Annotated in this window: 24 protein-coding genes, 3 tRNA genes and 1 riboswitch; of the genes, 7 read left to right on the top strand and 20 right to left on the bottom strand. The window is 46.2% G+C overall.

What is annotated here, in order from left to right; translation table 11 throughout:
* Positions 1-336 precede the first annotated feature (336 nt).
* Positions 337-519: a hypothetical protein gene (locus L0M14_RS08775; protein WP_235121769.1), complete on the top strand. Its 183-nt coding sequence runs from the start codon at positions 337-339 to the stop codon at positions 517-519.
* 26 nt (positions 520-545) lie between these two features.
* Here L0M14_RS08775 and L0M14_RS08770 read toward each other — a convergent pair whose 3' ends face one another.
* Positions 546-761, bottom strand: a complete 216-nt coding sequence (locus tag L0M14_RS08770; RefSeq protein ID WP_235121768.1) for a hypothetical protein — start codon at positions 759-761, stop codon at positions 546-548.
* A 167-nt stretch (positions 762-928) separates the two neighbouring features.
* A riboswitch (cyclic di-GMP riboswitch) is annotated at positions 929-1,009 on the top strand.
* Positions 1,010-1,080: 71 nt separating this feature from the next.
* Here L0M14_RS08770 and L0M14_RS08765 point away from each other — a divergent pair.
* On the top strand, positions 1,081-1,233 hold the full coding sequence (locus tag L0M14_RS08765) for a hypothetical protein (protein ID WP_235121767.1): 153 nt from the start codon (positions 1,081-1,083) through the stop codon (positions 1,231-1,233).
* A gap of 128 nt (positions 1,234-1,361) precedes the next feature.
* Here L0M14_RS08765 and L0M14_RS08760 read toward each other — a convergent pair whose 3' ends face one another.
* On the bottom strand, positions 1,362-1,520 hold the full coding sequence (locus L0M14_RS08760; protein ID WP_235121766.1) for a metallophosphoesterase family protein: 159 nt from the start codon (positions 1,518-1,520) through the stop codon (positions 1,362-1,364).
* On the bottom strand, positions 1,517-1,870 hold the full coding sequence (locus L0M14_RS08755; RefSeq protein ID WP_235121765.1) for a metallophosphoesterase family protein: 354 nt from the start codon (positions 1,868-1,870) through the stop codon (positions 1,517-1,519). Before L0M14_RS08755 ends, L0M14_RS08760 begins: the two co-directional genes overlap by 4 nt.
* A gap of 367 nt (positions 1,871-2,237) precedes the next feature.
* Between L0M14_RS08755 and L0M14_RS08750 the strand changes: the two genes are divergently transcribed.
* Positions 2,238-2,699 (top strand): CBO0543 family protein, encoded by a 462-nt coding sequence (locus L0M14_RS08750; RefSeq protein WP_235121764.1) that lies wholly within the window; start codon positions 2,238-2,240, stop codon positions 2,697-2,699.
* Positions 2,700-2,791: 92 nt separating this feature from the next.
* On the opposite strand, the gene L0M14_RS08745 is transcribed toward L0M14_RS08750, so the two are convergent.
* Positions 2,792-6,619, bottom strand: a complete 3,828-nt coding sequence (locus tag L0M14_RS08745) for a family 43 glycosylhydrolase (RefSeq protein WP_235121763.1) — start codon at positions 6,617-6,619, stop codon at positions 2,792-2,794.
* 221 nt (positions 6,620-6,840) lie between these two features.
* Between L0M14_RS08745 and L0M14_RS08740 the strand changes: the two genes are divergently transcribed.
* Positions 6,841-7,683 carry a helix-turn-helix transcriptional regulator gene (locus tag L0M14_RS08740; RefSeq protein ID WP_235121762.1) on the top strand — a complete coding sequence of 281 codons (843 nt, stop codon included), beginning with the start codon at positions 6,841-6,843 and terminating at the stop codon, positions 7,681-7,683.
* A gap of 62 nt (positions 7,684-7,745) precedes the next feature.
* On the opposite strand, the gene L0M14_RS08735 is transcribed toward L0M14_RS08740, so the two are convergent.
* From L0M14_RS08735 to L0M14_RS31465, 13 genes are all read right to left on the bottom strand, one after another.
* Positions 7,746-11,552: an immunoglobulin-like domain-containing protein gene (locus L0M14_RS08735; RefSeq protein ID WP_235121761.1), complete on the bottom strand. Its 3,807-nt coding sequence runs from the start codon at positions 11,550-11,552 to the stop codon at positions 7,746-7,748.
* 5 nt (positions 11,553-11,557) lie between these two features.
* A complete protein-coding gene (locus L0M14_RS08730) occupies positions 11,558-13,405 on the bottom strand; it encodes a GH92 family glycosyl hydrolase (protein ID WP_260115456.1) in 1,848 nt (615 codons plus the stop codon).
* Positions 13,360-13,794: a hypothetical protein gene (locus L0M14_RS30965; protein WP_260115455.1), complete on the bottom strand. Its 435-nt coding sequence runs from the start codon at positions 13,792-13,794 to the stop codon at positions 13,360-13,362. Before L0M14_RS30965 ends, L0M14_RS08730 begins: the two co-directional genes overlap by 46 nt.
* Positions 13,791-14,552 (bottom strand): hypothetical protein, encoded by a 762-nt coding sequence (locus L0M14_RS08725; protein WP_235121760.1) that lies wholly within the window; start codon positions 14,550-14,552, stop codon positions 13,791-13,793. Before L0M14_RS08725 ends, L0M14_RS30965 begins: the two co-directional genes overlap by 4 nt.
* Before the next feature lie 535 nt (positions 14,553-15,087).
* Entirely contained in the window at positions 15,088-15,795 is a 708-nt protein-coding gene (locus tag L0M14_RS08720) for a PIG-L family deacetylase (protein WP_235121759.1), read from the bottom strand.
* Positions 15,792-15,944, bottom strand: a complete 153-nt coding sequence (locus tag L0M14_RS08715) for a DUF1806 family protein (protein ID WP_235121758.1) — start codon at positions 15,942-15,944, stop codon at positions 15,792-15,794. Before L0M14_RS08715 ends, L0M14_RS08720 begins: the two co-directional genes overlap by 4 nt.
* A gap of 109 nt (positions 15,945-16,053) precedes the next feature.
* On the bottom strand, positions 16,054-16,803 hold the full coding sequence (gene istB, locus L0M14_RS08710; RefSeq protein WP_235117588.1) for an IS21-like element helper ATPase IstB: 750 nt from the start codon (positions 16,801-16,803) through the stop codon (positions 16,054-16,056).
* Positions 16,800-18,338, bottom strand: a complete 1,539-nt coding sequence (gene istA, locus L0M14_RS08705; RefSeq protein WP_235120825.1) for an IS21 family transposase — start codon at positions 18,336-18,338, stop codon at positions 16,800-16,802. Before istA ends, istB begins: the two co-directional genes overlap by 4 nt.
* A 429-nt stretch (positions 18,339-18,767) precedes the next feature.
* Positions 18,768-19,001: a hypothetical protein gene (locus tag L0M14_RS08700; protein WP_235121757.1), complete on the bottom strand. Its 234-nt coding sequence runs from the start codon at positions 18,999-19,001 to the stop codon at positions 18,768-18,770.
* A 221-nt stretch (positions 19,002-19,222) separates the two neighbouring features.
* Positions 19,223-19,295, bottom strand: a tRNA-Val gene (locus tag L0M14_RS08695).
* 42 nt (positions 19,296-19,337) lie between these two features.
* Positions 19,338-20,693, bottom strand: a complete 1,356-nt coding sequence (locus tag L0M14_RS08690; RefSeq protein WP_235121756.1) for a Na+/H+ antiporter NhaC family protein — start codon at positions 20,691-20,693, stop codon at positions 19,338-19,340.
* Positions 20,694-20,712: 19 nt separating this feature from the next.
* The gene (locus L0M14_RS31470; protein WP_311198857.1) at positions 20,713-21,012 is read right to left on the bottom strand and encodes a hypothetical protein; all 300 of its coding nucleotides are present in this window, start codon (positions 21,010-21,012) and stop codon (positions 20,713-20,715) included.
* Between the two features lie 26 nt (positions 21,013-21,038).
* On the bottom strand, positions 21,039-21,593 hold the full coding sequence (locus L0M14_RS31465) for an alpha/beta hydrolase family protein (RefSeq protein ID WP_311198856.1): 555 nt from the start codon (positions 21,591-21,593) through the stop codon (positions 21,039-21,041).
* 199 nt (positions 21,594-21,792) lie between these two features.
* Here L0M14_RS31465 and L0M14_RS08680 point away from each other — a divergent pair, with 199 nt between their 5' ends.
* Positions 21,793-22,659, top strand: coding sequence for an S-layer homology domain-containing protein (locus L0M14_RS08680; protein WP_235121755.1), 867 nt, complete (start codon positions 21,793-21,795; stop codon positions 22,657-22,659).
* A 134-nt stretch (positions 22,660-22,793) separates the two neighbouring features.
* The gene (locus L0M14_RS08675) at positions 22,794-23,924 is read left to right on the top strand and encodes a hypothetical protein (RefSeq protein WP_235121754.1); all 1,131 of its coding nucleotides are present in this window, start codon (positions 22,794-22,796) and stop codon (positions 23,922-23,924) included.
* Between the two features lie 176 nt (positions 23,925-24,100).
* On the opposite strand, the gene L0M14_RS08670 is transcribed toward L0M14_RS08675, so the two are convergent.
* The 3 genes from L0M14_RS08670 to L0M14_RS08660 all read right to left on the bottom strand — a co-directional run bounded on the left by L0M14_RS08670 (position 24,101) and on the right by L0M14_RS08660 (position 24,531).
* Positions 24,101-24,174, bottom strand: a tRNA-Ile gene (locus tag L0M14_RS08670).
* A 14-nt stretch (positions 24,175-24,188) separates the two neighbouring features.
* Positions 24,189-24,265, bottom strand: a tRNA-Met gene (locus tag L0M14_RS08665).
* Between the two features lie 98 nt (positions 24,266-24,363).
* Positions 24,364-24,531: a hypothetical protein gene (locus L0M14_RS08660; protein WP_235121753.1), complete on the bottom strand. Its 168-nt coding sequence runs from the start codon at positions 24,529-24,531 to the stop codon at positions 24,364-24,366.
* 159 nt (positions 24,532-24,690) lie between these two features.
* Between L0M14_RS08660 and L0M14_RS08655 the strand changes: the two genes are divergently transcribed.
* The gene (locus tag L0M14_RS08655) at positions 24,691-25,203 is read left to right on the top strand and encodes a 2'-5' RNA ligase family protein (RefSeq protein WP_235121752.1); all 513 of its coding nucleotides are present in this window, start codon (positions 24,691-24,693) and stop codon (positions 25,201-25,203) included.
* Positions 25,204-25,208: the final 5 nt, after the last annotated feature.

Raw genomic sequence — 25,208 nt, 5'->3', positions numbered from 1 at the left:
CTTCTGCCGCAGCAATTCTGGTTCTATATATTTTGTTGGTGATTATCCTTAGCGCGTTTGCTTGGTAATTCATATATATGAGCTCGTACATCAAGAAGGGGCCTGCTGCATGACGCAGCGGGCCTTTTTTTGACAAAATCTCTTATTTTACACCTCTATCATTCCGGTACGATTGATGATATTTTAAGATATACGAATCAATTTCGAAATTAGCAATTCAGCAGAATGCACCAATATATAGACTTTTAAGATATTAAATATCAACATATAGTTTTGGATTCTGTTTTATAGCTCATTATGAAATTGATTCATACATCAAATAAGGAGTGATCGTGTATGAGAACCGTTTATGAAAACTATAGGGGCTTCAAAATCAGCAAAGAAGATAACACATACAGTGCCATACACAATGAAGTGATATTTAACCAGGGCTTATTAAGCGACGTGTTGGATCATGTTGACCATTACATTGAAATTCATATTGACTCTACAGATAATGGTGATATTTCCCAGCATTAAGTCTGTCTATTCATCCATCCCTGGTATTAATTTAAATACCTCTTCTGATTCACAGGCTTCTCGGATTCATGCTCTCTGGCGGATGCCCAGAACATCACCATACAAAGCGCAAACATAAACCCAAGCAGCAGCATACTCAGCATGACTTCACTGTGCAATTGAAGGTAGATCATCACCGGAATCGTGGACATCAGTATCAAGTACAACAAGATGTGCAGTTTTTTGGAAGTTCGACGCTTCATCTTATCCCCTCCTATGCGGTTATTGATCTATATCTATGGTATTGTCCATCGCCAAGAACCATTCCTCACGCTCGAAATTTACCATAACTTGATTCAATTCGACTCTTCACGACAATTAATCCCCTTTACTCCTCACCTTAATAAGGCTATGATAAAAGTAATCAATTGAACATTTGGGAAGCTTTGATCTCGATTCTGTATGTGGGCGCTTGGAATCGAAGGAGCGAGTAGTGCAACCGACCATCTTTCCTACGGAAGATGGATTTTTTATTTCTGTCTTCCATTATTTATAGACCAAACAATAGGAGACAAGATGAACATGCCGAAAACTACACTTGCTGCCGAAACCATCGTACAACAACTAGCCATTCAACCCGATTTGTTCAAACAATGGAGATTACAAGTCGAAACTGTCACCATGAAAGGACCTGAGCAACCACCTCTTCAAGCGAAAGTGTTTCAGGCCGTTTGAAAAGAAAGACCGTCTCGATTCCTGAACTGTGACCCCCATCGTACAAACAAACCTTGGAGGTACTATTCACACCTAGACGGTCTTTGATATCTTTTTGAGTTCTTGATGCTTCAGCTGAGCAGTACGTATTATTGCTCCTCATTCGGAGCGACCAGCGATTGAATATGTGTAAAATTAACCGGCTCGTAATTCCATCGTTCTACGCTCACGTTGATGTATTGGTTGCTTTCATATTTTTGCCCATGGATGTGTCCATGAATATTGACATAGGGCATGTGTTTATTCATATACATGGGTTCATGCGATAATAGATAAAATCCTTGGTATACAATCGGGTATTCACTGACCTCGTCGAAGCCGACATCAAGCCACCAGCTCCGGAACGGCCCCTGTCATGGTTGCCCAAAATCAATATCTTATATCCATGCAAGCGCTGTACGATGTCCTTCGTCTTCTCACGATTCAAGAACGAGAAATCCCCTAAATGGAACACTTTATCCTCACTACCAACGACAGCGTTCCATGTGTCAATCATAACATGATTCATCTCATGAATATCGGCAAACGGCCGGGATTCAAAATCAATAATGTGACCATGACCGAAATGATGATCCGAGATGATGAATACATTTTGCATGCAGCATGTCTCCTATCCTTTACATTTCCTCGCCGAATCTACATCTACCTTAGCAGGTTACTCACATAAGAGCAAAAACTATTCGTAAACAATCAAACGTCATAGTCGAAAATGCCTATTAATTCGACAAAATTCTACAATAGTAGTATAATAGTCCTTAATCAATCATATCGAGGTGGGATCCTTATGGTCGAAGTATTGTGGAATAGTATCGGTCTATCGTTGCTTGGCTCCATTGTGTTTCTGTCCGTAAAAGAATATCACAGTCATCACTAATATACGTTTGTATGAAAATCTTTTACTATCGGCTGAATAGTAAGGGATTTTTTTATTTGTGTCATGTATACAGGGGTTTCCCCTAAGAATATTGGATAAAAAGGTGAGCATCCTGTATTTAATCATTGGTGATCTGCTTTATTATCTAATCACCTATAATTTTACGATGTGGAAATTCAACCCGATTGGCTTTGACAAGCACATTTATGCTAACCATGTCCTCATCACACTCGGCATCGATTTTATCAATTTTCCTGCTGTCGTCCTCCTATACCTCGGCAATTACCCGGATAGAAAATCAATCACTCTACAAGCAATCTATATAATGTGCTGGTCCGCTTTAAATTCCATCCTTGAATATATTTTCTTTATCGTATCCGGCGTTAGCTATGATAATGGCTGGAATTTTTGGTGGTCCGCATCGTTCAATATCCTCTTGTACACGTTGCTTCGGATTCATCATTTGCGTCCATTATTGGCCTGGCTGATATCCGCTGCCATCCCATTGCTATACTGCTACTTCTTTAAATTACCGTTAAATTCTATGAAGTGAGAAGCTATCCATATGCCATAGAGTACGTTGCGTCAGTCGGAATTTAGATAAATCAAAGAGGAAGACCATGACAGTCCTCCTCTTCTCTCTCATTATGACCAGTTAAGTATCATTCGTGCTAACATAGCCAAATCGGTTATGTCGATCTTGCCGTCATCATTGAGATCGGCAAATTTGCATTGCTCCCAATCTGCGTCGTTCGCGGTTTTTCCATAATACTTAGCAGCTAAAGCTAAGTCGCCTACACTCACTCTACCATCCTGATTCTGGTCTCCAGGAGTTCTTGTGATGACCGAATCATTGAACGCTTGCAGTGCCTCATTCAGTTGCTCTTCAGCTGCCTGGACTTCATCTTCAGTAGCAGCAGGGTTGACAGCTACCGCCACAGCGCTATCGATTGCTGTTTGTAGAGAGGCTTTTGAACCGCTAGGGTACTGTCCGGCATTCGAACCTTCGACTGCTGCATCATGGATTTGCTCCGCCTCGCTTATCCGTGCATGAAGGGCCGTCTTATCTACAAACATAATCGCTATGTCATGAGACGTGTCATCAACTTGAGTCTCTGCTCCAAGTTCATCGGCAATGACAATGCTAGTGATTCCAATCGAAGTTGTCGACGATTCTGTTAACGGCTTCGCCTTCCAATGGAGCTTCATCAAGCCGCCTAAGGGTATCGCACCTTCGCCCATTCCGGCAGCAATGATACGCAGCTCACCTTTCGTTTCTTTTTTATCTACGATAATGAATCCGTCTTTGATGGATTCAGCGGAGACGAATTCCACCTTTTCCGGATCAAAAATTACAGTAAGATCTTGAGCATAGACACGGCCGGTGACGTTATTAAGTTCATAGGTCATATCGAATGAATTACCCGCAATCACGCTGTCCATCCCGGTTAATGAGGCTTGAGGTCCCTTTGCACTAGCCGATACCAATACAGGAATGACTCCGGTTTCAGCTGTGGAACCGTCGGCTGTCCGAGTAATTTCCAGAATCAGATTAACGGTCGTCTCTTCATCCGGAGGGATGATGGTTCCGTTCGTTTGGATGACAGCCGGATTGCTCGAACTCTTAATGGTTACCGTAAACCCTTCAGGTACGGCCGGAAGAGTTAAAGCAGCGGCATTGTTATCGGGTGCTGCGATGGATGCGATACCGTTAGCAACCTCCTGCGCGCTGACTACCTCGCCGCCGCCAAGCTCAGGCACAATCAAGCTGTCCAGTCTAAGACCGCTGCTGCCGTTTGATTCTAGTGTAATTGTGTTTGCTCCTCTGTGAAGCGTAACGTCCTTGCCTACAAGAGAGTAATTGATATAAGGCACACCTTTGGCGTCATTGCCATTTGATGTTGTAGGGAAGGCAATTCCATCGTCCACTACCGTATCATTGACCGTAAGCTTCATGACTTTGGAATCTACCGCGCCATTGCTATATCTAAACGAGATCGGATAGGTTCCCGTTGCCGTTGCTACCACCTGGAATGTGACGCTGTCTCCAGCAGCATGTTGGTAATTCACATAGCCGATGCCTGTAAAACCGTCATAATCATCGGGGTTAGAGCTGGTGAACATAGTAGAGCCTAATAAGGTTGCATTCTCCGCTTCATACTTATCGGAAGCAGCCTCTCCGGAAGGAAGCGGCAATTCCGTGGTGTTGGATACTGGTACTCCAAAATTCGGCACATCCCCGTCCCATGTGATCTTCTGCATTCTTACATCACGTTCGTTCGGAACCTGGTTCAAACTACTAACGGAATGATAGACAAACCAATCTTCCGTTCCATCAACTGATGGAAAGAATCCATTATGTCCAGTTGATACTACACCATCTGCGATGGAACCGGTAAATACGGGCCCTGTCTTGATCCAGGAAGCCGGGTTCAGCAAATCATCGTTCTGATTCGCAGTCAATAAACCCAAGCAGTAATAATTCGTTTGGTAGAAGCTTCCTGAAAATGTCACATAGACCTTACCATTTCTAATTAAAGCGATCGGACCTTCATCGACGGGTTGACCACGTCTTTCCCATTCCTCTGTCGGCTCGGAGATCATGACTCTTGCGGAATCAATCGTCCACGGATTGCTCATATGTGCGATATATATTCTTTGAATATCGCTAGGCGTTCTTGTCGCATCATATTTCCCAGACCAAAGCATATACAAATCCCCGTTGACTTCGAATACATCTCCATCAATGGCATTTTCGTTCGCAGCGTCACTGACCTGTCCTTTGTAAGTCCAAGTACCCGTCATAGGATCGGTGTCTGCACATTCAAGGACATGCATCCTTCTGCCTGTGTCACCGGATCTGGTGCTGTTGTAGTAAATGTACCATTTACCGCCCAACTGATTGATTTCTCCTGCCCAGACGTCATTTTCCGCTGCTGGCATGGTAAAAACAACTTTTTGTTCTCCATAAGAAATCCCAGCCATACTTTGTGATCTTCTGAGGGTAATTCTATTGTTCTTGCCCGCACCTTCGGTAACTATCATGTAATAGTAACCATCATCCGCCATAAGCACATAAGGATCTCCTCCTCTGTTGATCTTAATCGGATTGTTGAAGGTAGTCTGTGGATAAGCTATGGCTACCGTATACTCGTTTGAACCTACACCGGAGCCATCCTTCGATACTGCCTTAACCGTGACAGTTCCTTTCGAAACGGCTGTCAGAAGTCCATTGGCATCAATCGTCGCACTACCCGTCCCATTCGTAACGGACCAGTTTACCGATGCATCCGTCGCATCTGAAGGTGATACATCCGCGACCATCTGCAGAGTTCCGCCTTTGGATGGTATGATCGATTCAGCGTCCCCGCTGCTCACTGATATGGAGCTTACAGGAATAACTCCAGCCCCGTTCTGACCGGAAATTTGTACAGTAAACTCATTGGACACGACCTCCGAACCATCCTTAGCGGCAGCCAACACGGTTACTGTTCCATCATCCTTAGCTGTCAAAAGTCCGGTAGGGCTTATCGTGGCCCTGGTCGATGGGCTTACTTTGTCGCTTCCTGCTCCATCATACACTTTCCAATTTACCAAACGCTCTACAGCAGCATCGGCGGGAAACACGTTTGCCTCCAGCTGCAACGATCCTTCTTTTGTATGTATCATCGAAACACCGCTTTGGCTGCTTACTTGTATGGATGACACACTTGGCATATAGTCAATATAATCAAAATTTGCGTATGCACTGGTTGCTTTGCTGTTTTTATTGCCTGTCGCGACCATTCTAATGGTATGCTGACCTGGCGTTATATTTCCGCTGTCATACATCGTTAGTTTGTATGTAACTGAGCTTTTGTATAAGTCAACCTCTTTGACAAAGGTGCCGTCTAGGTAGACATCCGCGATCCCAGCGCCAGGTCCCATCCTTGTTCCAAGTATGACTCTGCTAAAAAAACCGGTGTATTCCGTATAATTGCCGGCAACATTATGGGCAGAAAGAGTAGCGTTATAGTCGCCCTGACCATTAGTCAGTGTCCAGTTCCCCGAAATCGCCGAATAGGTGATATTTGGGTCTCTTTCATCTAATCTGACGAATTTATCAATGGTTATGGTGTAGGTATTGAGGGTCGAAGTACCGTCAGTCAGGCTAACCGTCAGTTTGTTTTTTCCGGGAACGAGAGACTTTGTCCCCAAGTCTGCTGGATTCACTGTAATTCCGGAAGATGATGTGCCAGCAGTCACCGTTGTCGAATTCAACGAATAATCCACTGTCGCTGTATAGCTTGTAGTGTTAGGGTCGAATGCAGGACTCAGTGTTATACCGCTCAAGGAAAGTGAATCTAATACAGGAGCCTGCGCAGCATGCACAACTTGCAAAAATGAACCGGAAATACTCAGCATGCTGATACTTAACATCATGACAAGCAAAACGGTCGATATCCTTCTCATTATCGCTTTCCCTCTAGACATAAATCCCTCCATGTACTCTTGAATATTCCCATCACCTGCGAGAAACCATTCCGTATCCATGACTTTCGAATGAATTTTTTCCTCCTTCCTTCATTAACTTTATCAGATTGAAAGCGTTCTTAAATGTTCATTTGTACTATGTCCATTTGTTTGTTTGTAGTATGATGGAACATGCAGCTCAGCACTTCACTTATGATTAAGGGGAGGGAACAATTCAGTTGATGGATGAATATACACACGAGTTTGCACACCATATCTACCATACACCCACTCAGCTCGAGCGACACTCCGGGATCATTCCTATTCGCACCGGCTATAACGAAGCTAAACCTAATTATAAAATTGGGCCCAGCAGTATTTTTTATTATAGCTTTCACTTTGTATTGAGCGGTTCCGTAAACTTTATTTATGAGAATCATCATTTGCAGCTTCAGCAAGGTGATCTATTCCTGCTGTTTCCTCACAGAACTCACCAATACTTCATCTCACCTGAAGCTAGCGAGACTCTTCGAATGTTTTGGATCGCCGTTGACGGCAAAATGCTCCCGTTACTTACCCACCGGCTCGGTGTTACGCCGCAAACGCCTTACGTGAAATCAATATTTGATTCGGATTTCCATCCTTGTCTTTTCAACTTAGCAGAGACATGGGAAAAACAATCGAAAAGCGATGACCTCATTTTACTTGCGCAACTAATTTCCCTCTTTAATCAACTGATCCAAATGTCCACAATCAAAACCCAGAAATATTCTGCCGATCATTGGCTGAACATGAGTCTGGAATATATACACCTATATTATACGGAAGGGATTACGGTGAAAGACATCGCCGATTATTTAGGCATTCATCGTGTCCATTTCTCGAACATGTTCTTTAAAAAGATGAAAGTCCGCCCGCAGCTGTACATGAAGAAAATGCTGATGGAAAAGGCGCTTACCATGATCAAAGATACATCCCAGCCCATCACTCAAATTGCCTTGACGCTTGGCTTTTCAGACATCTATTCGTTCACCCATTCTTTTAAAAATTATTTTGGAAAAGCCCCTAGTGATTTCCGAAAATGATCAAGAGGATGCCCCAGCCATTTTCATGGCTTGTGAGGCACCTTCCGCATAACAGAATTGGTCTAATTGATGATTTTACTGGCCATAACTGCTAAGTCAGTGATATCGATGAGACCGTCATGATTTAAATCCGCCTTCATGTACATGCTCCAATTTGGATCATTGGAAGTTTTTCCATAGAACGAAGCCATAATGGCTAGATCCCCAATACTGAACGAATCATCTTCGTTCAAATCTCCCGGATTCTTTGTATGGACGGAGGCGAGGAACTCTTGCAGCGCTGTGTACAGCTTATCTTCCGCTTGATCGATCTCGACTTGAGAAGATTGAGCATCATCCGCTGCTGCTTGCGCCCCAAGAATGGTATTCTGCAGAGCAGCTTTGGAGCCCGCCGGATACTGGCCAGCACCGTTTCCTTCTACTGCTGCATCATAAGTTTGCTGCGCTTTAGCTAGCAAAGATAGAAGTGATGTTTTATTCACATACTGAATCAGTACCGTATGCGAAACAGGACTCAGCGGAATTTCATCACCTGTACCACCCGCGATTACGGCATTCGACAGGGAGATTTCGGTCTGTGCGTTGCTTGTAAGAGACTTCGCTTTCCAATTCAGGACAAGCAGCCCTTCACTTGGCGAAGAGGCTTCCTCATTCTCCTCAATTCGAGCTAAAAGAACACGAATTTGACCCGTTGATTCCCGCTGATCTACAATTTCCACCCCAGCTTTGGCGGAATTGACGGAAAGCAGCTCTACCTTTTTGGGATCATAGGTGAAGGTCAAATCCTGCGCGTAGACGCTTTGCGTGACAGATTTCAGATCGTAGATGAGATCAAACGATACTCCGGAATTAACTTGGTCCGCTCCCTGCAATACCGCTTCAACCGATTCTGGTGCCCCATTCAATTTGAAATGAACCTTGTAGGTCAGCTTCGTTACTCCATCCTCGGCTGTCACCGTAATGTCTGCTTCTCCAGGCAAGCCTGAAGCCTGAATGATTTCAACCTCCGCATGAGGATCGTTGGCTGCTGCGGATACGACCGGCACATTTGTCGTCCCTTCCGGAAGCTCCAGTGTGTAGGTCCGTACATCTGCGCTGAATCCGTCTATCTGCTGCCCATCCACCATGATTTCACTTAGTGAAGCATCATCGTTCTCTGAATTCGCATCTCGAAGAGCCTTGACGGTCACGGTAAACCATTTGGTTAACCGTTCGTTGCCGCTTTGAATCGATGCTATCAGCGCTACCGTTACATCCGGCTCTCCTGGGCAGGGCAGCACGACATTCCCATGAAAGTCCACAACGGAAGAGTCAGAACTAGCCCACGTTATCATAACGTCAGGGATGCCTGGCACGAAGTTGGGCAAGGTTAAGTTCTTGGTAACTGCGCTCGTATCGCCCAAATCAAGAGCTTCCGCAGCCTGTAGTACCTTTACTTCATTATCGTTCATGGCCTTGACGAGAAGCATAAATTCTTTCGTTTGGCTTTCTTCGCCTTTGGTCAGGATGGCCGTGAGCTTGACACTTTCATCCGGCTGTCCGACGCCAGGCCGATGTACGATACCCGTGCTGCTTACTACGCTGTCGTTGGTACTCTCCCAGATCATAGTTGAACCAAATCGGCCTGACTTCGGCAGATAGACATTATTTGTTACCGTTGCGGAATCACCAAGATGAAGCTCCGCTGTGTCAGCCCGCACGTCTCCCTTATTACCATGAGCCACAACAACTACAGAAAATGACTTGGTCAAGGAGGAAGCTCCACTTGTTATGGTAGCAATCAGTGTTACTTCTGCATCCGGCTGATCCTGACCCGGGCGGCTCACTTGACCAGTCCCGCTCAGCACTGCCGGGTTTGCACTCTCCCAAGTAATGGAAGTTCCATGCTCGCCGCGAATGGGAAGCAGGATATCATCTGCAACGGCAGTGACGTGTGTTATTTGAAGATGCGCTGCGTCCATGTCAACGGCTTCTGCACGGGTAAGCGGGAGAACAAGTATGTGAAACATTTTCACAGCAAATGAATCGCCCTTTCCAATTGTTGCCGTTAGGTCAACCGCAGCACTTGATTCACCTGGATTAGGTCTGGATAGAAGCTCACCTGCAGCACTTAGGATCTCTGGATTAGAGCTCTGCCACGAAATGATTGTCTGCTGAGCACCTGATGTAGGCAAGCTCAAATCATAGGAGACTGCTGAGGTATCCCCCAGGTTCAGTTCTTCCTTTGCTGCTTTGACAGCTCTCGTGTTGCTCTCTCCCGCCGATGAATCATGCTCGATGGTAATATCATCAAAGGAACCGCGGAAATAACCGGGCTCTGCTCCGCCGGCGTCAAAGCCGAGTAAGATTTGATCAACGAATTTCCCGTTTGCTACCTCTCCAATATTAGCCGAGACGTAATTCCACTGGTCTTCGATAATAAAACCGCCTGCACCTTGAACGTTCGGATGGAGAGTCACGCCATGCTGGTCTTTTGCCCCCAGATCATGTAAGTAGGTACCATCTGTGAACAAAATATCTAACGCGACGTACTTGCTTGTTGTGCGTTCAAGAGACGGCAGGACGTCTGATTCTTTCTCTGGGAAGACCCAGTAGGAAAGAGTTGTAGAAGGTCTGATCATCAGCTCTGCATCAAAAATTTGGTTGTACGCATGTGCCTCCGCACTATTCAGAGCATCACCGGAAAACAGCAGCGCTCCCGCTCCATTATGTGCTGCCGATCCTTTTTTGGATTCCATTCCGCCGATTCCACAGCAGAACTCGCCGACATTTTTGGTAAGCGGCAGCACTCTGTAGGTATCAGCTGGACCTGCTGTATCCTTCGGCGAAATGTCCCCAGACTCAAAGCCGGTTTCAAAGTCCACTCCCGCTTCATAGGTTGAATCTGCTGCCGTCATAGCTAACACCGTAATTGGAAACTGTTTGGTCTCTCGTTCTGAGCCCTTCTGCACCGTTGCCGTTAAGGTCAATTGCTCATTAGGTTCGCCTAGCCCCGGACGTCTCAGCAGCTTGCCTGCGTTATTCATCACAGAGGGCTTGGAACTGACCCACGTAATCGTGGTGCCCTTCTTGAAGTTAACGGGAAGCGTTACTCCATGGGATAAGGCACTGGTATCACCTAAATCTAAAGAGTCAATGGCTGTTTTTACCGAAGAAGCATCATCAAGTGCTGGAGCATACAGCTTCCAATCGGCTAATTGAGTATTAACACGCTCCCCGCTATTCGACAGGATGAATAGACGATAGTAGGCGTACTCGGCCACCTTTTCATCCGCAATGGTGTATTCTTTGGTTTGAAACCGCGCACTAAAGGATTGATTAGTCTGCTCATCCAATACCGTCCAATTGCTTCCATCATTCGAGCCTTCAACCCGCCAATTTTGCGGATCTCGCGTCTGCGCATCGTTGGCTGATACCATCGCATACTTTTGAACAGCTTGCGTGTCTCCGTATTTGAATTGAAGCTGCACCCACACATTTGTTGGCTGCGCGCCAAGCCATTTGGTATTCGGGCTACTGTCAAACAATTTGTCGGCCGTTTCACTTGGCGGATTTTCTTTGTTAAAGGTCACGATCAGATGATCAGCAGTCGCTACATTCACAAGATCGTCTGTTGCTGCTTGAGCGGACAAAATCGGTATTAAGCAAACCAGCAGCGCAAAGCATGACGGCAGGAGAATTTTCAGGAAAATTCTTCTAATGAGGGGCCCTCTCATTGGTTCAACGCCCCCCTTCACGTCCATCGCTTCCTCACGATGACTTGCCGAATTAAGCGATGCCAACAAAGCATCTTCATAAATGCTTGCCAGGTCTTTGGCAGGCATGGAGGGTTGAATGCGTCGATGTCCGTGTCCGCTATCGCTGTCCATGTCTGTCAACTCCTCTGCCACCTTTTCCACTGCAGCTTCACTTCGAGCAGGGTTACTGCATGCCGGGGCGTCTGTGGTTGCTGCTGCCAAGCTGCCAAGCTGTCAGTCTGCACAGATTTAGAAACGTTAAGCGGTTCCGGAGGAGTGGTTGCCCAGCTCGTATTTGGCGTCGTTCCCAGTGTAAAGTCAAGCACAGCCCCGTTGTGAATACGCTTGTAGGGCAGCCAGGTACTATCGTAGTTTTCCCCATCCAGCTTCAGGTTTTGGATATATTTAGCATCCTCTGATGCTCCATGGCCAACGATCTTGATTTGGTTACAGCCATTCACATGAATGATCGTTTCTTCAAACATGGGCGCGCTGAGCGAAAAGCCTCCTACACCCGGAATAGACGGATACATGCCCAGTGCAGCGAGTACATACCAGGCCGAACCCGCGCCTAAGTCATTGTTTCCAATCATACCGGCGGGACCGTCATGGAACAATTCAACCATTCCCTTGCGCACAATCTCCTGTGTTTTCCAAGGCTCTCCGGCAAAATTATAAGCCCACGGGACGCCGTAGCTCGCCTGATTACCTAAGAAGGAGTGCGGCTCCTGCGAACCGGCATTTAATTCTTGGAAGAAGAAATCCAGCCTGTCTCTGGCCGCATCTAATCCGCCCATTTTTTCAAACAATCCCTTGTAATCAAAAGGCAACACCCATGTATATTGAGCCGAGTTCGCCTCTTGAAAGCCGTGCTCGGAGGCTGGATCAAAGTTGCTTTCAAAGCTTCCGTCAGTATGACGGGACTGGACATAGCCGTCTTTAAAAGAGTCCTTCCAGCTTTGTGAGCGTTCAAGGTACCTGCTGTAGGTCTCCTCGTCGCCCAGTGCTTTAGCAAGCTGCGCAATAGCAAAATCCGCATTATTATACTCGATCGTGTAGCCGGTCACCCAACCGCCGCGTTCGATCGGGATAAAACCTAGCTTTACATAGTCATCCAGATTAAATCGCCCGTTCAGCGGAGACGGTGTAGAGGCATGGTAATCCATCACTTGCAAGGCTTCTTGGGCATTAAAATGTTTCGCACCAAACGCATACATATTCGCAATCGTAATCGAGGCAGGATCCCCGTTCATCACATTCGTCTCGGAATTGGCGATACTCCATTTCGGCAGAAAGCCGCTTCGGCTTTTGGCATCATCGACTAGTGATTGAGCAAAATCAGCGCCGAGCTCAGGGAACAGAAGAGCAATCAGCTGCATCTGTGTTCGATACACATCCCACCCGGAGAAAGTAGAGTAATGCGTGTACTTGCCATTCGTGTTATAGATCTTTTGGTCAAACCCTCTATAATCCCCGTCCACATCACTGTACACATTCGGATGAATTAATGAATGATACAAGAAGGAATAGAACATCCGTTTGTGCTTTTCCGTTCCTCCGGAAACCTCAATTTTCCCCAGTGCCGCTTTCCATTTGGCTTGTGCCGTCTGCTTCACAGCATCGAAGTTCCAGCCAGGATTCTCGGTTGTTAGATTCAGCTTGGCATGATCGATATCCGTATAGGAAAGCGCAACCTTGACATACACCTGCTGCTGCTCGGTCGTATCGAACCGGACATAGGCGCCAACCTTGCGATTGTCGGGCACATCGGATTGCTCGGACACACTTCCTTTCGAGATATCTGAGCCCTTATAAGTCCCTACCTCAGTGAAAGGCACATTAAACTCTGCAGCAAAATAAACCGTATAATTGTTGGTGTTCTCAGCTAAAGTACCGCTGCCCTTCGTTCCGCAAAATCCACCTGCATTGACAGAACCGGTTACAATCCCGCTGCTTGCATCAATGTTAACGCTGGCATCCCGCACCCCGTACCGTTAATCCCTGTGTTGATTAGCATCATAGCCTGAGTGGATGCGGGGTACGTAAACTTGCCGATACTGGTCCGTTCCGTTGCCGTAAATTCACTCTTGATGTCGTATTTGTCAAGCAGCACACTGTAATAACCCGGTGTTGCAACTTCATTTGCACGTTGAAAGCGAGACGCATAATCCTCAAAATGAGTCGCCGGCGATTTGTTTAATTTCCCGACCACCGGCAAAATCGGCACATTCTGCCCGATATCACATCCAGGTCCATCGATATGGGTTAAGCTAAAACCGGATATCGAGGTGCGGTCATAATCATAGCCCGAGCCCAAAGGGGCCTTCCCCGTACCCAAATCGTTATAGCCGGTATCCGGGCTCCATTGGATCATCCCGAAGGGCACCACTGCCCCGGAAATGTATTACCGCGGTTGCCGCCGAACCCGATAATATCCAGCTTATTGTTCTGCGAGCCTAGCAGGGGGTCTGCATACAGGGTGGGATCAAAGTCTGCATTTCGAATTTGCAGCTCATCAAAAAAAGCTTTGTAGCTGCCAGCCCTTCCTACACGCTCATAGGTAACAAGGATCCGCTTAATGGTTTTGCCTGACACAGCAGAGCCGATCTTAGATGTCACAAAATTCCATGTATCTAATGTTAGTGCACCATCCTCCCCCTGCTCCTTCGCTTGAAGCTGAACCCCGTGTTGGTCCAAAGCGTCATAGTTGTGCAGATAAGTGCCGTCTTCAAACGCAAGATCTACAGCCACAGACCTGCTGTTCTCCTCACTTTGCGGATAGACCCAGTACGACAAAGTTGTATCGTCGTTAACGTCGATATTCACATCAAACACTTTATTGTACACAGCAGCATGATTAACACTTGTGCTTATACCGCTAAAAAGCAGTGATTGCGCGCCGGACTGCCTTTTCTCATTCGTGATCTGGGATTGAACATCATTTACATTCTCGCTTGCTTCTGACTCATTAACCCAAGCGGGCAATGTACCGTCCTTGCTTTCTAGTCCCGAATAAAAGCTCGGCGCTTTTGCCTCTGCCGTTTGAATGAACAAAGCTGGCAAGGAAACTCCGCTAGCCAGCGTGCAGCAAAGCAGTATACTGCACCATGTCTTCATAGTTGTTCGGATCATTCCATCAACCTCCATTTCCCCTATATGGATGATGCTAGGACTATACAATTGAACTGCTCGATAAGCATTCCTCCTTTAGTGAAGAGACGGTCGGTCTACAGCACATTGAGCAAAAGCAGGGCCAGACGCATTTGCTGACATCTGACCCTCCGCTCTTCTTTTTCAGTTACAACGCGAAATTGAAAGCGTTTTACAAAATCAATTTTACTCAATTGTGAAGTGTCCTTTTAATGAGGTAATTCTATCTTTTGTTCTGTTTTTATATACAGATGGGTTGGTTCTATCCATTACAAAGTTTAATAAGTCACCATTTCCAGGTGCTGTTCAGGTCAAAGATGTGTAGATAGTGTAAATACTTGGCTAGGCGTGTAAGAAAACCATATATCTGAGTCTTTTAACGCGGATACTCATACAAATACAGGAACAATCAGACATAAAAATAGACCACTGTTGCCAGTGATCTGCAATAATTAGTAGTTATTCGATACCATAAATCACTATAGCCCCCGCTTGGGCCCGCTTGGGGGACCCTTTGCTAAAACAAATCATGGAGATCCTGCGTGGGAGTCTCTGTGTTCCCTTTCAAAAAATATTCATGTTGGCTAAGCTTCAGCAGTGCCTCTTTGTCGGGCAGCCATACCCACTCGTCAATTTCCGTTTGGCAACGATGAGCTCGAAACGCAGCGAGCTTCGCTTCCAAATGATCACGAACATCGACTTGAATAACATCCTTACGGGTATACCCAAACCGCGCCGGATGTTTCATCGCATCACCGAACGTAATGAAATATAACTTACTACGATGTCCTGTCCGCCTCATAGCGGCAGTCGTTGCTTTTCCGATCGCGCAGTGATCTGGATGTCCGCCCAGTTTTTCGTGAAAAGTAAGCACTACATCAGGATCAATATCGTGGATGAGAGCTGCTACCCGTGCAATCAGGTTCTCCTCATCCGCAAACTCCACCGTCTTGTCACGGATATCAAAGAAAAGAAGCTCTCGAATGCCAAGGCACATACAGGCTTGCCTTAGCTCCAACTCACGTGCAGCAGGCATTGATTCCCGATTGAGATAAGGCGGATTACCCATGCGTCGTCCCATCTCACCTCGTGTTGCGCTAACCAGCGTAATCTCGACCCCTTCACTTGCATATTTTGCGAGAGTACCCCCACAGATAAACGACTCGTCGTCAGGATGGGCAAGAATCGCAAGAATCTTTCGCGTGTCTGTATCTGTCCTATTCATTCCGGAAACGGCTCCTTTCCTAAGTGAAGGGCAACATTCATCCGACCTCTATCGTCATAGCCGGCCAACAAAAGCCGGTTCTCAGCTACCTCATAATGCGTGAGCGCTTCCATTCGCAGCCAGCCATGCCCGTCGAATCGAAGAGCCACACGAAAGGGACCTTCCCCGCTATAAACGAATGAGTAACATGAACCTTAAAATTACGTTGTAACCGTCAAGTCCATTTGAGCATTTTTCGATAAATAAGTTTGAACAGTTTTAGCTGAAAATGGTCTGTCGATGCTTCAACCGATAGCTGTCCCCTTGGAGCTGGATGATTTCACTTTTATGCAGAATTCTGTCCAGGATTGCTGTGGTGATGGCAGGATCGCCTAGTAGCTCTCCCCAATCATCCGGACCCTTATTGGAGGTCAAGATGATCGAGGATTGCCCATATAACTTGTTTATAAACTGAAAGAATAAGTTGGCTTCATAACGGTCCATGGCCATAAACATCAAGTCATCCATGATCACAAGTTGGGATCGGTATAGCCGTTTGAGCTTGGACCCAGAGACCCTTGATATGGTCTCCGTTTTCAATAATTGAATGAGACCGTCCATCGTAATAAAACTGACCCGGTACCCTTTTTTCAATGCTTCCACGCCAAGACCTATGGCCAAATGGGTTTTTCCCACGCCCGGCGGCCCCAGAAAAATTAGATTGTAGTTTTGCTCGAGCCAAAGTAGCTCTCTTAGTTGGTTAAACTGCCGTCTGCTGAGCGACTGCTGCTCCTCTAGCATGAAGTCGTCGAGCCTCTTAATCTCCGGAAACAGAGCCCAGCGAAACCGTTTGGCGAGTTGCTTTTCTTCGCGGCGGTTCATTTCGTACTGCAGGAGCCATTGCAAGAATTGGCGGCAGGTCCATTCCTTGGAGTCCGCTTCCATTAATGTTTGCTCGATGACCTGAGCCGCTTCCGTTAGATTGAGATTTCGTAGTGCTTGTCTAAGTTCTACAGTCACTTCATTCATCGCTGTCCCCCCGTAAGAATGGCCTTGTAGGCGTCGAACTCCCGAATTTGGGGCTTGACTTTACGCTTGGACTGATCTTGATCGCTTAGCAGTTTTAGAGGAGCTTCTGAGGGAATTTCCGGTGGTCTCGGCCTCTTGTAATGCTCCACTGCATCAGCAAAGTCGGTTGCCCGATACAAACGGTGTTTGATACAGTAACCCAAAGCCTTCGTTACAGCATCCGGCTCTGCGGGCTCCAAAGCACGCTGAATGAGCTGTAATTGGTCCCTAATGTACCGGGGCTTACGGTTGTAAATCTCGTTTAGGAAGGGGCTAGCCGCTGTTGGGTCTGGGAATGCTTCCGCTACGGTTTGGATGTAGGCTGCAATGCCCTTCGTTCGATCTCGTTTGTGATTGGTGTTCTGAACGAGTTGTCCATTGCCTGTGGCCAGTGGATGTTCGGCCAATAGTTGCCCGCTGTCCAGATCTCGAATCGCTAGGCGCCCCATTTCCGTAACCTGAATACTCACTTGCTTGTCTGTCCCGTCATAGGTTCCAAGCGGAACTGAATACCGGTTTCCTTCATACCAAATGGTGTTGTCCTTCCGAACGGTCCTTGTTATACTTGGTGGTAGCGAGTTTATTTTTGTGTGGACCGGGCGGAGGTGCTCTTTTTCAAGAGCATAGACTTCGGCCGGTATTTTTTTAGTGGTGTGATGGATCTTGGCATTTCCCGTGCGATGGAGCCAAGCTACACAGTCTTCATTGAGCCTGTCTAGGTTAGCGAAGAGGCGATGCCTTGCGAAGTTTCGCTTTACATACTTGACTACATTTTCGATGCGGCCTTTACTTTCAGGATCTTGTTTCCTGCACATTCGGATTCGAAAATCCCGCTGCTTAACATAACTTGCAAACTCATGCGTGAATAACAAATCTCCATGATTCTCGCTGGTAAGAAGCAGATGGTCCTGGTCGTAAACAATCTCCTGCGGGATCCCACCGAAGAATGCGAACGCTTCCTCATGCATATCCACCACATCCTTCGTAGTAAAGGGACGGTCCAACCACTGTACATATTTATGCCTGGAATGGGACAAGACGAATCCCATGAACCACAACCGCACCAAATTTCCCTGAAGATTCCGGAGCTTTGTTTCCCCGAAGTCTACTTGTAGCTGATAACCCGGAGGAGGATCTTGTACAGCCTCGTATTGTCTGGCTTGCATGACTTTGGGGATGTTGTACTTTTTCCGAAGGTCCCTTACGTAGTTTCGCACTGTTCCCTCTGAAATGTTCTGCACCTGAAACCGTTCCTTGAGCCAGTCGTGAATTTGAGCAGCCGACAGGTCGGGATATTCCCGCAACCATTGTAGAATGGACGATTCATATCCATCTAACTTCTTTTGTCTAGTCTCCAGTTGTTCCAAATATTTACTAAATTCATCTGGATTCATTTCCAAGAACTTGTACACCGTATTTCTGGATACCTCTAGCTTTCGTGCAATTTGTGTGATCTTTAAGCCCTGCTCCTTCATTCCGAGTATGGAGAAGTACATATGCCACCTCTCTAAGCGCCTCATATCTCTTCCTCACCCTAATCTTTATGATCTAAGATGATTTTAATAGGGTGGGGTATGAGATGGAAAGAGTGTTCATTCTTATTTGTTGTTTTCTGTTGACTCCATTTTACCGGTTACATACGTACAAATACGAATGATGTTGCCTCGCTATGGATATACACATCCGCCCCGATGAAGCCCCTTAGCTCTGCCTCTACCTTTGATTTACTTATTTTGATCATCTACAACTATTCTCCCTCATGACTAAAAATATTGAAATTGAAGGTCACTCAAGCGTTCAATTTACATAAATCTATTATAGACATTAACGTTTCACGATTTACAATCAACTGTATCGTCAGCACTAAACTGTACAATTTTATAAGCATACTTCTATAGCAGAATCTAATGTCAGTATGATTAAAATTACTCACTTTCCAGCCAATTAAACTTTAGAATCTCGCATTTTAATATCTCTCTTGCCCATACTTCAACTTCTCTTTTAGAGTAAATATTGGTTGTGGAAGTATAAATAACCTTGGATTCTTTACTAATCTCAACTTCAAATACAAACTCATCAAGTGATGGAGAATATATCTTATTTGCAACAATAGTAAAGTGAATGTTATTTACAACAACCTGAGAAGTCCATTCATCCATCCCAGCACCTCATATCACTTAAAATTGTTGATTTACTTAATCTCGTTCCCTTAATGATACAATTAGTCAAATAGATTCACTCCTTTTTACAGGAATGTATGTTCTGTTTTTATTATATTGCAATGGATAAGTATAATGCAACGAAAAAAGACACATACCAAATACCTTGGATGTGTCGCATAAAAAAGAAAAAAAACCTTGATTTACAAGGTTTTTTTGTATGACCTGTAGTGGGCTCGAACCACTGACCCCCACCCTGTCAAGATGGTGCTCTCCCAGCTGAGCTAACAAGTCGTATCGTAGACAATAACAATATATCAAGCTTCAGTTTTATTGTCAACGATCAATTCCATATGTACTGCCCGTCTCCCCTCTCACACATACATAGGACCAAATCCAGGTACAGACCGGTAGCGACCATAAGAATGGCGCATGCATGATATAGCTTTCGACTGGTACGCCTAGTATGGTCCCGCAAAGAACGCCTAGCAAATTCCAAGGAACCATAGCTGCAAAAATCAGACTAGTGTCGGCCACGATACGTGTGAGTTGATGTCGCGGAAAGGTTTGCTCCCATCTTGGAAGCAAGCTGCGTCCTGTCATCATGATGGGGAGCGTTTGATTGCAAGAAATCAAGCACAGCAATAAACCGAATATCGATGTGCGCATTGTCGCTCCAAGCAAGGTGGGCTTCGTCCCTAGCAGTTTTTCCATAAACAGTTGCAGCACTTTGTTTTCTTCAAGGATTCCGTTGAAAGCTCCCGCCATCAAAATCAGAACCATGAGTTCGATCATGCTGGAGAAGCCTTTGGTCTCAAGGCTATGGAATCTATCCGAGCTATATCCGTTCCACAGATACTGAAACCATGTTGTCCATGTAATATGTTGAAATAGACTGCCTATGGTAACAGCTGAAAGTATAGAAAGCATGAATCCGTTCCTGGTGCCAAGCCGCAGAGCTATAGACAACAATAGAATAGCTGCGGGAACAAGCAGCCACGGACTGTATATGAAGCCTTCACCGAATTGCTGCTGAAAACCGGCGATACCAGCATGGTGCCAGCTTCCCTCCCAATCTTCCCAAGCAAAACATACAACAGCTACCAAAATACCCGCCACCGTAGTCGGCAGCATAGCCTTCCACTGCTCTTTCCCCTTCACTCCGGTTGAAGCTCCTGTCAGCTGCCTTGCGCTTGAGAACGGCGATGTGCGGTCTCCGACAAAAGCCCCTGAGACGAGTGCTCCAGCAAGCATCGACAAAGGAATGTGTAAGTAGCCTCCAAGTCCCATCAGCGGGATCCCGACCGAACTAAGTGTACCGGTAGAGGTGCCTAGCAGCATAGAAATAACAGCAGAAAGCACAAATGCAAATGTCACAAAATATCGGGGATCTATGAAATGGATGCCGCTGTCAATCATATAAGGAATCGTTCCACTGGCCGTCCAGGCCGGAATCAGAAGACCGACTAATGCAAGGATCCACACCACTTCTCTGGTATGCTTCATTCCAGCAAGCATGCTCCCGGTTAAAGTTTTGGCAGATAGGCCAGCTTTCCAGGAAAATCCCAGGAGTGCAATAAGCCCCAGAGCGAATCCAAAGGCCAAAGGAATATTCAACAAATACGCTGCGGCCAATCCTGTAATCGTTGTCATGACGATGAAGATAAACTGCCTGGTTGATAGCATCCGCATGTCCATGCCCTACTTCATGTCAAAATGATGCTTGCAGCATGCTGCGAATTGCTTCTTTGCTTGCTTCAATAGCTTGTTTCAATGGCTCTGTCTCTCCACGAAACGGATGAACCGTTCCAAAGGTATGATCACCGCTTGGAACTTGAATCCACTGCGTCCTCGTATGCTTGGCTGCAAGGCTAGCTGAGCCGTTCCGACGTTTATCCCCATCTTCCGTCCCCTGGATGAGATAAACAGGGAATTTGGCGTTTGCGATCCGACCCAATATATCAAATCGCTCATGCTCTTTTTCCATGTCTTCCAAAATTTCCAGATCCAAAGGCATCATCTGCTTAGTACGGCCATTTAGCGTGTAGCTGCGCCTTTCTCTCTCATTTCGGCCTTATTTTCTTCGCTGAGCAGGTCTACATCCACAATTCCATTCCAGCTAATAACACCGGCGATGCTCGCTTCTGGATGATCCAACGCATGAATGAGACAAACAGCCCCTCCGCGGCTATGACCGAGAAAAATAAACGGCTTACTTCTATTAGCGGGCTTGAAGCTATCATTGATATGAAAATGAACCGGCAGTTGCTCCGCTTGCATGATGTTTGTTTGAAATTCATCAGATGCAACCAGCCTTTGAATTGCGTTCAAATCTTCCAAGTCTTTGGAGTACGTTGCTTTTGCAAATTTTTCAAGCTCCGTAAATTCAAGCAGATCGTCTCCCACCCCATTATGCGAGAAATTTATAGCAACAACGTCCACATCTGAGGCTAAAGCCTCTGCCGCATGCGGGAACATCCCCCAATCTTTAAAACCCTTGTAACCATGACAGACAATCAAAGTTCCTAGAGATTCGGCGCTTGATGCAGGATAAAAATCCGCCCGTATCATCCGATCTTTAGACATCTCCAACTGAAAAGACTTCTTTTCCCCATTCGGCGCTACCTTCTTTCTTTTAACTACTTGTATAACGCTTGTGCATACAACTGCTATTTTAACACAAAATTTTATGGTAAAAGAGGCTTCTGCTTGTGCAACATTTCCAATCATCGTCCGTCTGTAGCAATAGAGGTGATAAGAATGATAAAAAAGATGGAGTTTACTAGGAGTAATGATGTTCGCGCTTGTTTGTACGTTTTGTCAGAGTGTGTTTGCCTTTACGGATATTGAAGGCGATCCGGCTCAGAGCAAAATCGAAGCCTTGCAAAAAGAAGGAATTGTTAGCGGGATCGATGACGATTTATTCAATCCCAAAGGGCATGTGACCATCGCCCAAGGTGTTCATCTAATTGTGCAGGGGCTTCACTTGAATATCGATAACATTCGATTTATCAAAGAACCGAAGGCCAGTGACTACTACTCTCATGTACCGGACAATGCCTGGTACGCCCCTTCCATGATTATTGCGGCGCATAACGGGATTGAGCTAAACCGCGATTTGATGCCGGATGACGAGATGACTCGGGAGCAATTTGCAGCAAATTTGTATCAGGCGATTCAGCATACCGGAACCTATGTTACGAACAAAATGTGGATCATCATGAAAGATGAGAACGCTTTTTCAGAAGGAACCATGAATGCAGTCCAGGATTTGGTGAAAATGAAGGTGATCGAACTTGACAATGGAGCCTTTCACCCCAAAACTCCCATTACCCGCTCTGAAGCAGCTGAAATGCTCTATAATGCGATTGAATTTGTAAATAGCCATAAACAGCCCGTCCAAGAGCAGTCCGTTACCTTTACATCTACACCTGTGAATGATGACGTGAACAAAATTGTCGTGTCCCGAGGCACCAAGCCTCATGCTGGGTACAAAATCGAAATAACAGGCATTGATTTCCAGACTGACGGCACTGCGGTAATCCGTTACCATCTGACCGATCCCGATCCCCTTGCTCTGTATGCTCAGGTGATAACCGAACCTACGGCCGAGACGTATGTTGCCTCCTCTTATACCATTACGCTGAAGCAAGAATAAGCATGCTATAGATGTGAAAAAGAAGACAAGTCCTTAGGGATTTGTCTTTTTTTATCATAAATTCGACATGTTTAGTAAAAACTTCACTAGAATGCTTCAACACTCACTACACCTCACTCAGGAGGCATATTTCGATGTTTCGATTCCAATCTTTCGGCTTTACAGCAGCACGTACAGGCATATGTCTGTTCATGACTTTGACTTCGGCGTACGGAGGACAGACATTGAATGCCGAAGCTTCTACGGAACAGATCAATCCGAACCAGATTCACATGATTGTCAAAACCTCACCACAATCGCTCTATCAATCCGAAGAAAGCTGGACGGATAAAAAAATAGTTCGCGATCTGGATGAGGCCAAGACATCGCCTTCTTACGATGCGGCGCTTTTGCCCGATACGGTCATTTCCTATGAATCCCAAACAGGTCAAACCAGGCAGTGGGCCGTAACACCGGAAGGTGATGTTGTGGATCCTATTCACAAACAAACCATGATGGTATCATCCCGAACCAAAGAAGAGTTAAAGCAGCATACGCTAGCTCTACGGGCAAAGCATTACGGAGAGATGCTGCCATGGAAAGAAGCAAGCATGGCGCTTCCCAAATACAGCAAATTCGAAATCATAGATTTGGAAAGCGGACTTCGCTTTCAGGGGCAGCGCCGCGCCGGCAGCAGTCATGCGGATGTACAACCGCTGACCAAGACGGACTCCGCGACGCTCAAGCAAATCTACGGCGGCCATTGGAGCTGGGACCGCAGAGCGGTCCTAGTGAGGCTTGACGGCCGCACGATAGCCGGCTCCATGCACGGCATGCCGCATGGAGGCGATGGCATTCCCGGAAATGACTTCAAGGGTCATTTCTGTATTCATTTTTTGGGGAGCGAGACTCATGGCTCCCATTCCATTGACCCTGCGCACCAGGTCATGGTGCACAAAGCCGCCGGCTTGCTCAGCGAGTACATGAGCAAGCTAACGCCTTGGCAGCTGATCGACGTGTGGATCGCTGCTGCCAACCAAGGCGACCTGCACCTACTGCAGGCCGCCACGGGGCAAGAGCAGGCGGTGCATGTTCGCAGCATGCGCCGCCTGTCCAAATTCCAGGAGCAGGATACTTCCGGGCTCCTGGAATTCGAAACCAAGGTCGAAGTGGCGGCTACGCCAGAGCGTTCGAGCAAGCTTCAAACAAGGCGAATCCTCTTTCGCCTGGAAAGAGTTTCGCCTGAGTCGCGCTGGTATATCCGCAGCGCCCAAATGAATAAATAAGCGGCACGTATAGGCGCCATTCTCAGAGAAGGCGCCTTGTTTATTCCCCTATTTCTTGCATTTCCAGCTCACTTGACCGCCAATCCGCTCCAGATTCGAATCCAAAATCATCTTAGATGATTTACAATGAACAAAAATAAAAACCTTCGCTGTCCTTAGCAAAGGTTTCTTTCGTATGGGCCCAGAGGGACTCGAACCCCCGACCAATCGGTTATGAGCCGACCGCTCTAACCAACTGAGCTATAGGCCCTCATACTTGATAATTGGTTGCGGGGGCAGGATTTGAACCTGCGGCCTTCGGGTTATGAGCCCGACGAGCTACCGGGCTGCTCCACCCCGCGTCGTTAGTGCCGCTAACAGCGACAAAAATAAATATACACTACACGCAAGTGTGAAGTCAAGCACTATTTCTCTATTAATCCACATGCAATCCGTTCCGTTATTGTGTGCTGTACCTCACACCAAACCGCCCTTTTTTCGATTTATACACTTCAACTTCCTGCGGACACTCGTATCCATAAATCCACCAGTCTTCCTCCATTCTTTTTGCGAGGCAGCCGGCTTGAAATTTAGAATCATATAGCTTTGCCCAATATACCCAATTCATCTCATAATCACTCCGTTTATTCTTCGTCTGTATTCCTATCTTAACCATTAAGGTGCTCAGATATGAGCCAAGCTCTTTTTCCATCCGTACAGTTTTAGAAAAAGCAGGAAAGCGGTATAATAGTACACAGACCAAGCAAGCGACAAGGAGGTATGTTCCATGTATTGCGGTATTGCCATTTTTCCGTCCAAAGAAATCCAAGACGCTGCCAATAGTTTTAGAAAACGGTACGATCCCCACTACAATCTGATCCAGCCCCATTTGACGATCAAGGAAAAAGAACAGTGGAATGAAGATCAACTTGCTGCTGCTGCCGCACATCTAGAGCAAATCACGAAATCGATTCAACCGTTCGAGATACACTTCAACCGATTTTCATCGTTTTACCCAGTAAATAATGTCATTTACTTGGCTCTGTCCGATACTACGGAAATGATCAAGCTTCATAACACGATATGTACCGATGTGTGCAGGGAGTCGGAAAAGCCGTACGCTTATAACCCCCACCTTACGATCGGTCAGGAGCTGGGCGCAGACGAGCTGCATGATGTACTTTCAAGCCTGAAAAACAGGAAAGTGAATCTCACATCAAAGGTTGACCGGGTACATCTCCTATTTCAAACCGATAATGAAGCGTGGACGGTCCATCAGACTTTTTTACTACGCGGCTAAGGAAT

It is taken from the genome of Paenibacillus hexagrammi (assembly GCF_021513275.1).
Taxonomy (GTDB): domain Bacteria; phylum Bacillota; class Bacilli; order Paenibacillales; family NBRC-103111; genus Paenibacillus_E; species Paenibacillus_E hexagrammi.
The sequence above is the reverse complement of the archived record's forward strand: the minus strand, read 5'-3'. Positions and strand labels throughout refer to the sequence as shown.